Source organism: Pseudomonas sp. DW-iso17 (assembly GCF_058725345.1).
The window spans coordinates 1-15,818 of sequence record NZ_JBZXEA010000027.1; the positions used below are offsets into that span (position 1 = coordinate 1).

The following is a 15,818-nucleotide window of genomic DNA, read 5'->3' on the forward strand; positions in this document are numbered from 1 at the left end:
ATTCCGAAACCCCAATTGCGAAAGCAGTTGGGGTTTTGTTTTGGGCGCTCGAAAATTCCAGCGCTTCTGGCAACATTAAATAAGCTGCCGTTGAGGGAATTCGATACAAAGTGTTTCTGCATTTTTGCTATGGTGCAGCACATTTTCACAAGGATTGATCCTTATCCGCAGGATGCGGCGTCGACCTTTTCCAACGAGATGCTGTAGAAATGCCTGAACCGATACCTATCAAAGATCACGAAAAAGAAAACCGCCTGGTCAACAAGCGCTTGCTCGCCTGTGCGGTGCTGGTGATTGGGATCACCTGTGCGCTGGTAGGGCGCATGTATTTCCTGCAGGTGGTGCAGTACGACTACCACTCCACAATTTCGGAAAACAACCGGGTCCACGTACTGCCCATCACACCGACTCGCGGCTTGATCTATGACCGTAATGGCGTGGTGCTGGCCGACAACCGCCCTAGTTATAACCTGACCATCACCCGTGAGCGCACCGCCGACCTCAAGGGTGAGCTGGATGAAATCGTCAATCTGTTGCACCTGCCTGCCGAAGACCGTGCGGTGTTTGATAAGGCGCTCAAGCAGGCCCGTCACCCGTTTGTTCCCGTCACGTTGTTCTACGAATTGACCGAAGAGCAGATCGCCGTTTTGGCCGTTAACGAGTTCCGTCTACCTGGTGTGGACGTCGAGCCACAATTCGTTCGCCATTACCCCCTGGGCGCGCACTTTGCCCACTCCATCGGCTACGTTGGCCGCATCAACGAAAAAGAATCCAAGACCCTTGATTCGGTGGAGTACCGCGGTACCCAATCCATCGGCAAAACCGGAATCGAGCGCTTTTACGAGTCAGAACTGCATGGCCATGTCGGTTATGAAGAGGTCGAGACCAACGCACAGGGCCGTGTGCTGCGCGTGCTCAAGCACACCGACCCGATCCCTGGCAAAAACATCGTCCTGAGCCTCGACGTCAAGCTACAGGAAGCCGCCGAAGAGGCCTTGGGCGACCGTCGCGGTTCAGTGGTCGCCCTGGACCCGCAAACCGGTGAAGTACTGGCTATGGTCAGTAAACCGAGTTTCGATCCGAACCTGTTCGTCACCGGCATCAGCTTCAAGGAGTACGCCGCGCTGCACGACTCCATTGACCGGCCGCTGTTCAACCGCGTGCTACGCGGGCTCTACGCGCCAGGTTCAACCATCAAGCCGGAAGTGGCCATTGCCGGTCTCGACAGCGGTGTCGTTACCCCACAAACCCGAGTGTTCGACCCGGGTTACTATCAGTTGCCAGACTTTGACCACAAATACCGCAACTGGAACCACAGCGGTGACGGCTGGGTGGACATGGACGCGGCCATCATGCGTTCCAACGACACTTACTTCTACGACCTGGCCCATAAGCTCGGGATCGACCGCCTGCACGACTATCTGGCCGAGTTCGGCCTGGGCCAGAAAGTGTCCCTGGATATGTTCGAAGAGTCTGCCGGCCTGATGCCATCCCAAGCCTGGAAGCGTGCGACCCGTCGCCAGCCGTGGTTCCCAGGCGAAACCGTGATCCTCGGCATTGGCCAAGGCTATATGCAGGTGACGCCACTGCAATTGGCCCAGGCCACAGCATTGATTGCCAACAAAGGTGTATGGAACCGCCCGCACCTGGCCAAGACCATCAATGGCGTGGCGCCTGTAGATGAGCACCCAATGCCCAACGTGGTGCTCAAGGACCCGCGTGACTGGGAGCAGGTCAACCACGGCATGCAATTGGTGATGCACGATCCCCGCGGTATCGCCCGAGCGGCAGCGCAAGGCGCGCAATACCGCATCGCCGGCAAGAGTGGCACCGCCCAGGTGGTGGCGATCAAACAGGGTGAGCGCTACAACCGCAACAAGACCTTGGAGCGGCATCGCGATAACGCCTTGTTCGTCGGCTTCGCGCCGGCCGAACATCCGAAAATCGTGATTTCAGTCATGATCGAAAACGGTGAGGCCGGCGGCCGTGTAGCCGGGCCTGTGGTGCGCCAGATCATGGATGCCTGGCTGCTCGACCAGGAAGGCCACCTCAAGCCGCAATATGCGGCGCCGGCCAAGGCACCGGGTGATCCACGGGTTTGACTCAAACCCTCCACTCGTCCCAGCGCGCTACGCCGTCATAGGCCAGCCAAGGCACTTCATGGGCCGTCCAGATATGCGAGGTGGGCCTGACGCCCGGATCATCATCTAGCGTCGCCACCCGCACGATCACGTGGGGCTGATGCCCACGTTCAGCAATCAGATGCGCGCCGCAACGCGAGCAGAAATGCCTGAATTTGCCCGGCGAAGATTCAAAGGACGACAGCAACTCCTCACCCTGCGTCCAGCGAAAATGCTCACGCATCACCCCGGCCGTGGCAACAAACGCGGCCGCGTGTGCCTTGCGGCAGCTTTCGCAGTGGCAGTGGCTGATGGGCATGTCCAGGCTGTCGACTTGGTAGCGCACACCTTTGCACAAGCAACTTCCATTCAGTGGGTCAGTCATAACCTATGGCCAGGCAAGGAGGGGGTCATCATCATCGCGCACAACGCAAGGTTGCGCATTGGTTGATGTCGCCTAGTGTTCAGTGAAGGAGGTGACTCATGCACGTATTAGATCGCATCGAACGCAAGGTGCTGCTCAGCGCATCACGTAAACAGGTCTGGGAGGCACTCACGCAGGCCGAGCAATTTGGTAACTGGTTCGGTATCGCGCTTAAAGGTAAAACCTTTGTGGCCGGAGAAACCATCGAAGCGCCAATTACCTACCCAGGTTACGAACATGTCGTGTGGAAGGCCAGGATCGAACGCATCCTGCCCCAAACGCTGTTTTCTTTCTGGTGGCATCCTTTTGCAGTGGAAGAGGGCGTCGACTACGACAAGGAAACACCGACGCTGGTGGAGTTCACGATTGAGGATCGCGCTCCAGGCATCCTCTTGCGGGTCGTCGAGTCCGGTTTTGACCAGATCCCCGAAGCGCGGCGCCAGAAAGCCTTCAAGATGAACTCCCGTGGCTGGGACGAACAAATGAGCAATATCGAAAGCTATCTGAATCAAGCCTGACCCGAACGGGCATCATGGTTGATGCCCGGCTTCACGCCAGCGTGCATTCGATTGCTTTAGAAACTCATCTGCCACTGGCCGACCACCGCATGATTGCGGCTATTGCTACCCAGCTCGCCGTTATAACCGACACTCAGGTTCTGCTGCGCAGACAAACCCACCGCCAACCCCACTTCAACCATCAAGCCGTCGCGGTCCAGTGCGCTGCCTTCAATATTGAACGCGTCGCCGCCAATCAAAAAAGCCTGCCGAGTCTTACTGTCGACATTGCCATAGAGGTGCCGCCAGCCGAAGCTGGCCTGCGGGGTCAGGCTGATGCCATTGTCCAGTTGGCTCAGATGAGCCAGGCGCACCCCGAAGGTACTGCTGACATTGTCCTGGGTTTGTGCATCCACCTTGAGTGAAGCATCGCCGCCTTTCTCGCGGTAGTTGTCGCGGTGATAGCGCTGATAGCCGAGGTTGGCGAAGGGTTCGATATTCAATCGGCCGTTACCCAGCATGTAACCCATCTCGGCAAAGGCTTGCTGGCTATTGGCATCGTAATCACCCTTGGGGCGCTCGCTGAAACCTTCGAATTCCACTGTGCGCTTGTTGTTACCCCTGTGCTGGCTGTACGCAGCCCCCAGGCGCAACGCAACTGGGCCATCCTGGCGTACGGCATATGCCCCCGCGTGCCAGCTGCGCAATGAATTATCGACGTTGTGGCTGTCCATATCGGTCTTCGAATAGCCGCCCAGTACACCCAGGCGCCAGAGAGGCGACAAGGACCAGTCAATACCCAGCAGACTGCCTTGTGTGCGTTGCTGTGAAGACGCATTGCCGTGTTGACCATCAAGCTTGCCGTAGCTGCCGATACCTTGCAGCCACACGCGGCCTCGCGCGTTTGGATCATTCAAGTTGCGGGCACTGCTGGGGATGCCACTTATGGCCAGCTCAGGTGTTTGTACTGGATCAAGCCCGACGAGCAAGCTTGAACTGCTGCTCATCTGGCGCATGGCCGACAGCATGGACGTGGCCACCTGGCTGCTGGCCGCCAGTGTGGCACTGGCGAGGTTGGCGTTGCTGCTGCCTGCCAGGGCCTCGAGCGCGGCGCTGGCCGTAGTCTCCGAGGTGGCCAGCAGCGCGTCGTAGAGCGGGTTGGGGTTTCGCATCATGGAGGGCGGGGGGAAACTGCCATCCCAGTTGCTCCAGTGGCGCCACGTGATGGACTCGATGCTGTTGACTGCGTGGGCGGCGTTACGGGTACGGGCGTAATCGATGAACTCGACATCGTTGCGTGTGTAGCTCAGGTTCACCCGGTTATTGTCGTAGCTGAGTGTTGGCGTCAGGAAGGCGTAGTAGCTGCGCAGGTTGGAGTCATCAAAGGTCCCCGTGATGCTGCCTGCTTGCAGGACCGTGTACGTGCTGTGCCAGGGATAGTCCATCGAGTAACCCGGCTGCGGCCACAAATAGGCACCGTTGAGGCTGGCATTGCCGACCACATGGGTGGTCGCAGCACTGCCGTCGGGATAAGTAGCGAACTCGAATGCAGAGCCTGGCTTCATGATCAGGTTGCCGTTGACCTGAGGAGCGCCGACAACGGTATCCGTGATCAATCTCCCGCTGACGGTAAGATTGTTGACTGAGCCTCGGCCCCGGTAAGTCGCGCCTTGGTCGACGATCACGTCACCAGCGATGTTGCCCTGGTTGTTTAAGTGACCATTGGCAGAGAGGCGTGCGCCTTCGCTGAAATCGCCGCGACCATTGAGTACCCAGTAGCCGCGACTCACTTGTAGTACGTCAAAATTGCGCGTCGCCTCGACCGTCCCGTCGGGTTCACGCGTATCTGAAGGATAATATTGGTAGCCCTCCAGAATCATGGTGTTATGCCCTGCGCCGCCGTCAACTAACCCCTCAAAACGGGCGCCGGGGTACAGCGTCAAGGTGTCGTTGCCGCCCCCCATGTCCAGGGCTACACCATTACTCCCGCTGATCAGGGCACCGTTAAATACCCGGTCGTCGAAATTACCGATAAAGCGCGCGCCATAGCCATCAAGCCCACGCAGGTCGACGAAATTTCTCAGCTCCGTTGCGCCGGTTGCCGGCCCATCATGGCCATCACTGACTAAGAGGCCATTGTTGGCACCTGTGATTGAGCCGGTACGTGGAATGCCTGTGGAAGGATCAAACCTGCCGCCGTTGAACAGGTAGCCACCGCCAATCGATACCCCATCGCTGGTGTTGGCTCGTCCATTTTTGTCCGCTCCACCGGCGCCCCATGCCCGGATAACGCCAGAGTTTTCGATGTGGGCAATGCCTCCTATGCGTAGGCCATCGCCGTCGATATTCTCCAGGCGTCCTTCTCGTGCGCCAGTGATCGTGCCGTCGTTGTAAACCGTGGCATCACCCGTTATCGAAACCCCAGCGCCGTCACGTCCGGTAAGCGTGCCATTATTGCTCAGCAAATTGAGTTGTTCGCCTGAGATTGCATGCCGGGCGCCCGAGATTACCCCGGTGTTGTCGATGCGCACATCGGTCGCAGCGCCCAGGCTGATCGCGTCTAATTTATCGGCACTGATCGAGCCGTCATTTTGAATGAAGACATTGCGTTGCCAATCAGGCAGGTTTTGGCGAACGCTGACGGCGGTCGTATGGGTGGTGATGCTGCCGGTCTTGGTCACCCACAAACTGGGATTGTAAAAATAGCCACTGCCCACGGTGAGCGGGGTATTGGTTGGGGTATCGATGAATGCTTGAGCAAGGCTGGCAGGAGAAAGCGAGGCGCCGGAAACAATCAACGAAATAGTCAGGGCCAGACGGCGGGGGACGAACGACATGCGCGAAATCCTTTTCTTGAATCGCGCTATCTTCCTATATAGCCATTTGATATTGCCAGCGCATTCTTATCCTAAAAAGCGATGACATCCTTTTTATGATATTGCGCGCTAGATGTGCGTTTACCCGACGCCTTGGCCCGGATGCCGAGTAGAATCACGCCCTGAACGCGATTCTTGAGGTGCGGTACGGTGGATTTACAGCAGGGTTTTGTCCTGACCCGGCATTGGCGCGATACCCCGGCGGGTACCGAGGTCAGCTTCTGGCTGGCCACCGACCAAGGGCCACGGTGCATTCGCCTACCCGTGCAGACCTCGGTGGTGTTCATCCCGCAAGCCCACCGCAAGCCGCTCGATTGGCTGCTCAAGGGTGAACGTGATCTCGAGTTGCGCCCCTTGCAGCTATGCGACTTTCATCACCGCCCGGTTCTGGGCCTCTATGCGCGCCAGCACCGCCAGTTGATGGATATCGAGAAGCGCCTGCGCGCTGCCGGAGTCGATGTCTACGAAGGTGACGTGCGCCCGCCGGAGCGCTACATGATGGAGCGTTTTATCACCGCTCCCGTCTGGTTCGGGGGCACCGCTGATGCAAGCGGCACCGTGCTCGACGCGCAGATGAAGCCTGCCCCCGACTATCGCCCGCCCTTGAAGCTGGTGTCCCTGGATATCGAGACCACCGCCCAGGGCGATCTGTATTCCATCGCCCTCGAAGGCTGCGGCGAGCGCCAGGTGTACATGCTCGGCCCGCCGAACAAAACCGACGCGGTGGATTTCAAGCTCGACTATTGCGACACCCGTGCTCAACTGCTCGAGCGCCTCAACCAATGGCTGGCCACTTTCGACCCCGACGCGATCATCGGCTGGAATGTGGTGCAGTTCGACCTGCGCGTACTCCACGAACACGCCCAGCGCCTGAACGTGCCGCTGTTGCTGGGGCGTGGCGGTGAAACCATGGCCTGGCGCGAACACGGCAGCCGCAATCACTACTTCGCGGCGGCGGCGGGGCGGTTGATCATCGACGGTATCGAAGCGTTGCGCTCGGCCACTTGGAGTTTTGAATCCTTCAGCCTTGAAAACGTCGCGCAAACCCTGCTTGGCGAAGGCAAGGACATCTCCACGCCGTACCAGCGCATGGACGAAATCAACCGTATGTTCGCCGAGGACAAACCCGCCCTGGCGCGCTACAACCTCAAGGACTGCGAACTGGTCACGCGGATTTTCGAGAAGACCGAGCTGCTCAAGTTCTTGCTCGAACGCGCCAGCGTCACCGGGTTGCCGGCCGACCGTAACGGCGGCTCGGTGGCCGCCTTCACCCACCTGTACATGCCGTTGATGCACCGCCAGGGTTTCGTCGCGCCGAACCTGGGTGACAAACCGCCCCAAGCCAGCCCCGGCGGGTTTGTCATGGACTCGCGCCCGGGCCTCTATGAATCGGTGCTGGTGCTGGACTACAAAAGCCTTTACCCATCGATCATCCGCAGTTTCCTCATCGACCCGGTCGGCTTGATCGAAGGCCTCAAGCATCCTGACGACAGCGACTCGGTGGAAGGCTTTCGCGGCGCACGCTTCTCCCGCACCCGGCATTGCCTGCCGTCCATCGTCACCCGAGTGTCCGAAGGCCGCGAAGAGGCCAAGCGCGAGCGCAATGCGCCGTTGTCCCAGGCACTGAAGATCATCATGAACGCCTTTTACGGTGTGCTCGGCTCCAGCGGCTGCCGGTTCTTCGACACCCGGCTGGCATCTTCGATCACCCTGCGGGGGCACCAGATCATGCGCCAGACCCGCGCGCTGGTTGAGGCCCAAGGGTACGAGGTGATTTACGGTGACACCGACTCCACCTTCGTCTGGCTGGGCAGCGCGCACTCTGCGCAGGACGCCAATCGCATCGGCCTGGCGCTGGTGCAGCACGTCAACGACTGGTGGCGCGCGCACCTGAGCAACGAGTACGGCCTGCAAAGCGCCCTGGAGCTGCAATACGAAACCCACTTCAGCCGCTTCCTGATGCCGACCATTCGTGGCGCCGAGGAGGGCAGCAAAAAGCGCTATGCGGGCCTGGTCGTGCGCGAAGATGGCGGCGAAGAAATGGTCTACAAAGGCCTGGAAACCGTGCGCAGCGACTGGTCGCCCCTGGCCCGGCAATTCCAGCAGGAACTCTACCAACGCATCTTCCATCGCCAACCCCATCAAGACTACATACGCGATTACGTGCGGCGTACCTTGAGCGGCGAATTCGATGAGTTGCTGATCTACCGCAAACGCCTGCGCCGGCCCTTGCACGACTACGAACGCAACGTCCCGCCCCACGTACGCGCCGCGCGACTGGCGGACGAGTACAACGATCGCCTGGGCCGCCCGCGCCAGTACCAGCGCGGTGGCTGGATCAGCTACGTGATCAGCGTCAACGGCCCGGAACCGCTGGAAGTGCGGCAGGCACCCATCGACTACGACCACTACGTCACGCGCCAATTGCAGCCCGTGGCTGACGCAATCCTGCCGTTCGTGAATGACGATTTCGGTACCCTGGTAGGCGGGCAGATGGGGCTATTCTAGGTAATCACCACAGGCTCAATATTGCCCATCGCTCAGGAGGAAACGCCCATGTACACCCTTTACGGCACCGACGAATCCGGATCCTGCATGATCGAAATCGCCCTGCAGCGCTGCGCAGTGCCGTGGCATCGCGTGCAGGCCAGTTCCTGGCAGGACGGCGAGGGTAGCGACGCCCTTGCACGTATCAATCCACTCAAGCAGATCCCCACCCTGGTCACTCCAAATGGCCAGGTACTGACCGAAAGCGCCGCGATTCTGATCCACCTGGGCCTGGAGTATCCCAAGGCCGAGTTGCTGGCTGGCGATCGTACGCAGATCCTGCGCGGCTTGCTGTACATCGCCGCCAACTGCTATTCGGCGATCGGCATCATCGACTACCCGCAACGCTGGTTGGGCAATGCCGATGAGGTGCAGCAAGCACAACTGGTCAGCGGCACACGGCGCTACCTGCATCAGGCCTGGGTGGTGTTTGCCGATCAGTTTGCCGGCCAACTGTTTACACCCAGCAACGCGCCGAATGCACTGGGCATCATGGCGGCGGCGGTATCGCGTTGGGACGACGCGCGCGAGGTGCTCGGCAACCTGGCGCCGGGCTTTGCGCAGAGCCTGGAGCGGGTAGATGCCGACCCTGTCGTGGCCCCCGTTTTTGCCCGGCATTGGCCGCAGTGGAAGGTCTCGTAACCGGAAGAAACAATGACCAGGCCACTGTCCAAGCCCTTGCGTAGCGGGCTTCCTGACCTACGCTTCTCAAGGTGGTGTAGGAATCATCCTTGAATTTGGCTGTCGCAGACATGAAACTCAAGAACCCTGCATGGAATTCAAAGGAGGTGCGCATGCTCATCCGGTCGCTGACCCTGGCTACCTTGATGGCTTTTACGGGGCCGTTGTTGGCCGCTGATGATAATCCGCTCAAGCAGGAGTTGGGCAAGACGCGCCCCCTGGTGGTCGTGGAGCTTGATGCTGGAAACCCGACACTGGCAACGCTGAAGAAACAACTGGAAGAGGCTGCCATCAAGCAGTCCTTCGAAGAGCGCAGCATGGTGTTCTATACCGTGAAGTTCGGCAGCATTGGCGCTGAAGGAGAGAAGTTCGCCAAGGACCCAAAGGACAGCAAGAAGCTCACGCCGCCTGAAACCAACGCGCTGATCCGCGCCCTCAAGCTCGGCGTCGGCAGCGGCACCAAGGTGATTCTGATCGGCAAGGACGGTGAGAAGAAACTCGAAAAAACCGTGCCACCGGACAGCCTTGACCTGAAGGAGTTCTTCAGCGCCATTGACCAGATGCCTCAGGCGGAAAAGGAGCTTGCCGCACCTGCGGAGCCGGAGCCTGTTCCAGCCGCGCCAGCGGCTGCGGCCAAGGGCACCAAGCCCGCCAAGCCCGGCAACAAAGCCCCCAAGCCGCTGGAAGATTGAACAGGTCCCCTCCCACCGTTCTGGTGGGAACCGGCCTCAGGCTTTCCACGGCTTGAGCCAAAGCCCCAACCCCACCAACACCAGCGCGCCGGCCAGGCTACTCAACCCCAACTGCCACCCATCGTTGTGCAAGGGGTGCAGGGCCAGCGCCGCCACACCCAACAGCACCCCGCTCAAGCCCCACTGCAATGGCCAGCCCAGTTGGCCGAGCAGTTGCTGGCGGTGCATCAGCAACAAGTTCGTCACCACGACGCCACCCAACGCCGCCAAGGCGATCCCCGGCAGGCCGATACAATAGGGCAGCACCACCAGCAAGGCGGCGTTGACCAGGCTGCCCAGCAGTTCGCAATTGAGCGGCAGGCGCGTGTCGCCGCTGGCATAGGCATAGCGAGCGAGCATCGCGTTCCAGGCGCCAAACACCAGAGGCGTGGCGAACCAGGCCAGCAGCGCCGGCAGTGGGCCATCGACGCTCTGGGCGGGCATCAGCAGATGGATCAGCGTGGGGCTGGCGCCAATCAGGCCGAAGGCCGCAGGCAGGCTCAGCAGGGTCGCTGCATCCAGGCCGCGACGCAGCAGGGCCAGGCGCTGCTGACCTTGTTCGCCGCTCATCATGCCCAGCAGCACTTGGTTGAGGCTCATCAGGGCGATCAATGGCAGGTTGATCAGCTTGCGTGCGAGGTTAACCCACGTCACCGCGCCTTCCCCCAGGAAACTGGCGATCAATCGCTCCAGTAGCGCCAGGCCCTGGCTGGCCACGTTGCTGGCCAACAACGGGCCGATGCGGCCCAGCAATTCGCGGCCTGCCAGCGGGTCGCCGCTGATCTGCCACGGCCGCCAGCCGAAAGACCAGACCGGCACCAGCAACGGTAGGCACATCAACACACTGCCGGCAAAAAAGCTCATGGCCAGTTCGGCACTGTCGCTGGAGCTGCCACGGATAAACAGGTACAGCACCGGTGGCAGATTGAACAGTAAAGAGCCCAGGCCCGGCAGGACAAAACGTTGGCGTGCCTGTAAGGGAATACTGAACAGCCCATGCATCACCAGGCCCGGCGCACAGGCGGCCAGCCAACGCAAGTTAGCGGCGGCTTCGGCATGGGCCGCCACGTCCAGGCCGGGGCCGATCAGGCGCACCCACAGTGGCGCGCCCAGCGCCAGTACGACAAACAGCGCCAGGCCCACTCCCAGCAGGCGTGGGGATAGGCTGGCCAGCCAGGCCTGCTGGCGGTGTGGGTCGCGTTGTTGATAGAGGGGCAGGGCAGCCGCCGCAAGCAGGCCGGCGGCCAGGGTCATGCGCAATGCTTCGGGCAAAAACACCGCCACCAGAAACCCGTCGCTGCGACTGCCCGCGCCCCAGGCCGCCACCAGCAGCCATTCGCGGGCGAAACCGGCGACCAGCCCTGCGAGGGTCGCGATGGTCAGCCAGAGCGTGCTGCCGAACATCAGTGAAACAGGGTGAACAGGCCTTTGCCACCCACCTTGTAGTTCAGATCATGGCAACGTTCGCCCATGATTTTGGCCCCGGAACCGCCAATGATTTTGTAGGGGGCTACTGCCTTGGCCACCACGGTATTGGCGCTGATCACTGAACCATAGCCCAGGTGCGTGCCGTAGCCGATCAACGCCCGGCTGCCGATCCACACGTAGTCGTCGATGTAGATCGGCCCGGAAATCGACCAGAACTCTGGTGCCTGCAAATCATGACTGCCGGCGATGATCAGCACGTGGGAGGCGATCGCCACGTGGTTACCGATCACCAGCCCGGCGCGGGCGTCCACCTGGCAATGCCAACCGATTACCGAATCGTCGCCGACCACCAGATTGTGCATGCCCAGCACCTCGGTGTTACGCCACAAGCTGGAGCCCTTGCCGATCTTCGCGCCACCCAGGCGCAGCCAGGCGATGCGTACATGGTGGCTGGGGATCTTGTTGATCAAGATGTTGTAGGCCATGTCCCAGACACTGCGCCACCGGTCTTTGACGGTCGCCCAGTTTTTGCCGTAACGCGGCAGTAGCTGGGCCGCAAGGTCCTGTTTCATCCGGTGGAACAGGCGGCGCGCCACCGGGTGCTCAATCGCGGTTTCCAGGTCGATGGAGCTGATCCAGAAGCGCTTGTTGTCGCCTTCGCCTTCTTCAAATACCACGTCGTTGGCCAGGCACCAGTCCAGCGCCTCTTCCAGGTCCGGCAGGCTCACGCCCATTTCAGCGGCCAGCGTGGGGAGGCGGTCACGCAAGTCGGTGGAGTGGATCATCCGGTGCTTCATGGTTGGTTATCCTTTGGCGCAATAGCAGCAACAGGGGCGGTAATGGAGGGGCGCAGACGCACCTGTTGCAGGCTCATGCCCATCAACAGCCAGAACAGCGCGATCAGTACAAAGGTGAAGCTGAAATAATGGTCGAAAATCCCCGTCAGCAGTGCCGCCAACACACCACAGAGGCACCCCAGCCACAGGGCATTGTCGGCGGTGACTTTGCGCACCTGGCCCAGGGGGCGCACTTCGCGCCACCACAACAGGGTGACGGTGATAAACAGCAGCATCCCTGGAATGCCGACTTTGTAGATGAAGTTCAGCCACAGGTTGGAGATCCCCAACAGATTGGAGCCGGGCACGGGCGGGTCGATCTTGAAGCCGATCCCCAGGGGGTAGGTCGCCATGGCGGTGGGGAACCGGGCGTACTCGTCAAAGCGGATTTCGGTACTGGCGTTGGTGGTCGAGAAGATGGTCAGCAAGCGCTCCTGCAACGGCGGATAGAACATCACCAGCGCAACGGCGAACGCCGCCCCGATACCGATAATGCGTCCGCTGTTCGGCACGCGCTTGTAGGCCAGCCAGATCAATACCAGCGCCAGGGCCACGATGGCACCACGGGAAATACTCAGCAGCAGGCCGGCACACCCCAGCACCGCCACCGCCAGGCCCAGGGCCCGACGCCAGCCGCTGCGGGTCCAGCCATAGAACAGCGCCAGGGGAATAAACAGCACCAGCACGCCACCGGTCAGGTTGGGGTGCACCCAGGGCGAGGCCATGCGCGTGTAGTTGGCAGAGAAAATATCCTTCACCGCTTCCGGGTGGGCGTATTTGAGGTCGGTGAGAATATCGATCATCGACATCGCATTGCGCGTCTTCAGGAACATGAAGATCGACAGCAGCAGCATCGCCAGGTTACCCAGCAACAGGGCGACCACCACCTTGTCGCGGTCGGCGTCGGTGCGCAGCAACAGCGGCACGATAAACAACATCGACAGGTTCATCAGCCAGCGCACCCAGTTCACCGGCCCGTTGCCTTCGGCATGGATGATCAGCATGCCCCAGATAAACGGAATGGTGCTGAACAGCATCAGCCACATCAGCGCCCGCTCGGTCGGTCGCCACAGCATGAAGCCACGGGTCTTGCCGATGAACGATTGCCAGAACACCCCGACCCAGGTCAGCCCCAGCACCGCCTCGCTGACGGTGGTGCGGATGCCCAATTGCAAGGTGGTGTAGGGAATACTGGTGGCCAGTACCGCGAAAATCAGCAAGCCCCACAGGGGAAAGCGGATCAGGGTCAAGGCCACGGCCACACCGGCTACCACCAGCATGACCTTGATCGGCGACAGGGCCAACAGCAACCCGCCGAACACCAGGCCCAGCAGCAGACTGACGAATTTTCCTGGCAGCATTAGCGGTCCAATTCCTTGAGCAAAGTGTCCAGGCGCGCGCGATAAGCCGGTTCGGCAAATTGCCGGGCCCAGGCGCGGTGTGTTTCGCCGTCTTGCGTGGCCTCGGCGCCGGCCAGTTGTTGCATGACCTTGTGCAGTTGCTCGGCGTCATGGGGGGCGAAGCGCGGGGCATCGGGCGGCGCGATTTCATCCAGGGCGCTGCCGCGTGCCACTGCTACCGGCGTGCCGACACTCAAGGCTTCCACCACCGGCAAGCCAAAGCCCTCGGCATAGGACGGCTGCCACAGGCACGCCGCATGACGGTAGAGCGCTTGCAGTTGGCTGTCCGATAAACCGCTGCACCAATGCAGGCCCGGCAGCTCACCGAGTGTCGCCGGTACATCGCTGGGGTGGCCCACCAGAACCAAGTCCGGCACCTCAGGGTTCAGCGCACGGCAGGCCTGCCATTGGCGCAGAAAGAACTCCATGTTCTTGCGCGGCTCCCGCGTGCCCACCACCAGCCAGTAACGCGCCGGCAGGTTGGCGGGCAGCGGTTCTGGCGCTGCATTCAATTCGGGCACCAAGTTGTTCAGCACGCGGAACTTGGCCCGTGCCCAGGGGAACAGGCGCGCGGCTTCATTGCAGGAAAACTGCGACGGGCACCACACCCGATCAGCCTGCCACACCGACCAGGCAATCGAGGCCCCGTCGATCAGGCGGTAGGCCAGGGCCTTGAGTTTGGAGCGATGGAAGTTGCGGTGGGTCAACTGAAACAGGTCATGCAGCACCAGTACATAGCGAGTGCCGGCGGGTTTACGGCACAACGGCAAGCCCATATTGGCGGTGGCGATGTACAGGTCGATCTGCTGCTCGTGCAGCGCCCTGGGCAAGAACCCGCGCTCGAACCGCAGGCGCACTTGTGGGCGTTGCAGGCCGTCCAGCGGGCTGGCCCAGGCCGGGCAAACGGCAGTCTGGCGCTGCGGATGCTCCAGGGGCGCTTCGCTGAACAGCACCACCTCGGTGTTGCCCCGCGCGCGCAGGGCGTCTTCCAGGGCCACGACCTGGCGGGCGATGCCCGAAGACGGCGCAACCGTGGCGGGGCGATAGTCCAGGGCTACACGCATGGCTGAGACTCCTTGGCGGTGAGCAAGCTGCGGTAGAGGTGCTCCAGTTCATTAGCCGCCACCGCCCAGTCGTGGTATTGCCGCGCGTAGTCGCGTGCCGCATCGGCCAGTCGCCCGGCCAGCGCCGGTTCATCCAGCAGGCGCACAACGGCGTCGGCCAGGGCCTCAGCGTTTTCGCCGGCCAAGTAATGTACCTGTGGCTGTACCGCCAACCCGGACACGCCCTGGGCCGTGCTCACCAGCGGCAAGCCGGCGGCCATCGCCTCCAACACCTTGAGCTTGGAGCCGCCGCCATGGCGCAACGGGGCGACAAAACCGGCGCAGCGGCGTTGCAAGGCACACAGGTCGGGAACAAACCCCAGCCACTCGATACGTTCATCGGGCCAGCGCTCGCGCCAGTGTTCGGGTAAGCCATAGCCGACCACTGCCAGGCGTGCGCTCGGGCACTGCAACCAGAGCCTGGGGAAGATCTCGTCGAGCAGCCACTGCACGGCGTCCAGGTTCGGTGCGTACTCGTAATTGCCGACGAACAACAGGCGCTGGCTCTGCGCATCGGCGCTGACCTCGGCAAAGGCGCGGCTGTCGACCCCATTGACCACCACGCTTACCGGCGTCGAGGACAACGGCCGCATGGCCTGAGCGTCCGCCTCGGTCACGGCGACCACATGAGCGGCGGCATCGAACGCCTTGCGTTCCCATTGCCGGCAGCGCCACTGGTCATACTGTACAAACGGTGCGGCCCACTTGGGGAAACGGTCGTAAGTGGCGCCGCCGAGGCTCGATTCCAGGTTGTGCTCGGTCAGCACAAACTCGCGCCGTTGCTGCTGCAAGGTGCGCAGAAACGGCTGCAGGCTGTAGCTGTGTTCTACCTGAATCACGTCCCAGCGCTCATTCAACAGTTGCGCAAACTGGGCCTGCAACGGTGCCGACAGGCCGTTGACCGTGGTCAACAGCGGCCAGGGCGCGAACAGGCCGCCGAGCAGGGTCAGCGGATGTTTCAGCGGCCGGCGTGGAACCACGATCAGGCGTTCGAGTAACGGCTCCAAGGCCGCATGCGCCGCGTCATCGGCCGGCGTTTTCGATTGCGCCAGCAGCGTGATGCGATGCCCGCGCTCACTCAAGGTGCGCAGCAAATGGTACTGCCGCGTCTTGCCGCCGCTGGTGGTCGGCCACGGCAGGTAGGGCACAATCCAGAGGATTCTCATGTACAGCTC

General features: G+C 61.3%; 13 protein-coding genes. 6 read left to right on the forward strand and 7 right to left on the reverse strand.

All coding sequences use genetic code 11. The features are described 5' to 3' along the window. Nucleotides 1–207, forward strand: a 207-nt coding sequence (locus tag AC4PS6_RS17810) for a hypothetical protein (protein WP_212614026.1), incomplete at its 5' end; no start/stop codon positions are given. Nucleotides 208–209: 2 nt separating this feature from the next. After that, complete coding sequence (gene mrdA / locus AC4PS6_RS17815; protein ID WP_014717825.1) at nt 210–2,102, forward strand: penicillin-binding protein 2; 1,893 nt, start codon at nt 210–212, stop codon at nt 2,100–2,102. A 1-nt stretch (nt 2,103) separates the two neighbouring features. Here the strand turns inward: mrdA and AC4PS6_RS17820 are convergent, their stop codons facing one another. Next, on the reverse strand, nt 2,104–2,505 hold the full coding sequence (locus AC4PS6_RS17820) for a GFA family protein (protein ID WP_198833598.1): 402 nt from the start codon (nt 2,503–2,505) through the stop codon (nt 2,104–2,106). A 98-nt stretch (nt 2,506–2,603) separates the two neighbouring features. Between AC4PS6_RS17820 and AC4PS6_RS17825 the strand changes: the two genes are divergently transcribed. Further along, complete coding sequence (locus AC4PS6_RS17825) at nt 2,604–3,062, forward strand: SRPBCC family protein (RefSeq protein WP_019818740.1); 459 nt, start codon at nt 2,604–2,606, stop codon at nt 3,060–3,062. 56 nt (nt 3,063–3,118) lie between these two features. Here the strand turns inward: AC4PS6_RS17825 and AC4PS6_RS17830 are convergent, their stop codons facing one another. Next, entirely contained in the window at nt 3,119–5,878 is a 2,760-nt protein-coding gene (locus AC4PS6_RS17830) for an autotransporter outer membrane beta-barrel domain-containing protein (RefSeq protein ID WP_336827400.1), read from the reverse strand. 189 nt (nt 5,879–6,067) lie between these two features. Between AC4PS6_RS17830 and AC4PS6_RS17835 the strand changes: the two genes are divergently transcribed. The 3 genes from AC4PS6_RS17835 to AC4PS6_RS17845 all read left to right on the forward strand — a co-directional run bounded on the left by AC4PS6_RS17835 (nt 6,068) and on the right by AC4PS6_RS17845 (nt 9,837). After that, complete coding sequence (locus AC4PS6_RS17835) at nt 6,068–8,425, forward strand: DNA polymerase II (protein ID WP_032903753.1); 2,358 nt, start codon at nt 6,068–6,070, stop codon at nt 8,423–8,425. Nucleotides 8,426–8,473: 48 nt separating this feature from the next. Further along, nucleotides 8,474–9,106, forward strand: coding sequence for a glutathione S-transferase N-terminal domain-containing protein (locus AC4PS6_RS17840; protein WP_014717828.1), 633 nt, complete (start codon nt 8,474–8,476; stop codon nt 9,104–9,106). 152 nt (nt 9,107–9,258) lie between these two features. Next, on the forward strand, nt 9,259–9,837 hold the full coding sequence (locus tag AC4PS6_RS17845; RefSeq protein WP_014717829.1) for a DUF4174 domain-containing protein: 579 nt from the start codon (nt 9,259–9,261) through the stop codon (nt 9,835–9,837). Nucleotides 9,838–9,873: 36 nt separating this feature from the next. Here the strand turns inward: AC4PS6_RS17845 and AC4PS6_RS17850 are convergent, their stop codons facing one another. From AC4PS6_RS17850 to AC4PS6_RS17870, 5 genes are read right to left on the reverse strand one after another with little or no spacing between them, the layout of a single operon-like run. Next, the gene (locus AC4PS6_RS17850) at nt 9,874–11,280 is read right to left on the reverse strand and encodes a lipid II flippase MurJ (protein WP_492180889.1); all 1,407 of its coding nucleotides are present in this window, start codon (nt 11,278–11,280) and stop codon (nt 9,874–9,876) included. Further along, nucleotides 11,280–12,101 (reverse strand): acyltransferase, encoded by an 822-nt coding sequence (locus AC4PS6_RS17855; protein ID WP_014717831.1) that lies wholly within the window; start codon nt 12,099–12,101, stop codon nt 11,280–11,282. The genes AC4PS6_RS17850 and AC4PS6_RS17855 overlap by 1 nt, the downstream gene beginning before the upstream one ends. Next, entirely contained in the window at nt 12,098–13,501 is a 1,404-nt protein-coding gene (locus AC4PS6_RS17860; RefSeq protein ID WP_020302534.1) for an O-antigen ligase family protein, read from the reverse strand. Before AC4PS6_RS17860 ends, AC4PS6_RS17855 begins: the two co-directional genes overlap by 4 nt. Continuing rightward, nucleotides 13,501–14,604, reverse strand: coding sequence for a glycosyltransferase family 4 protein (locus tag AC4PS6_RS17865; RefSeq protein ID WP_103452006.1), 1,104 nt, complete (start codon nt 14,602–14,604; stop codon nt 13,501–13,503). Before AC4PS6_RS17865 ends, AC4PS6_RS17860 begins: the two co-directional genes overlap by 1 nt. Next, a complete protein-coding gene (locus tag AC4PS6_RS17870) occupies nt 14,595–15,809 on the reverse strand; it encodes a glycosyltransferase family 4 protein (protein ID WP_014717834.1) in 1,215 nt (404 codons plus the stop codon). Before AC4PS6_RS17870 ends, AC4PS6_RS17865 begins: the two co-directional genes overlap by 10 nt. Nucleotides 15,810–15,818: the final 9 nt, after the last annotated feature.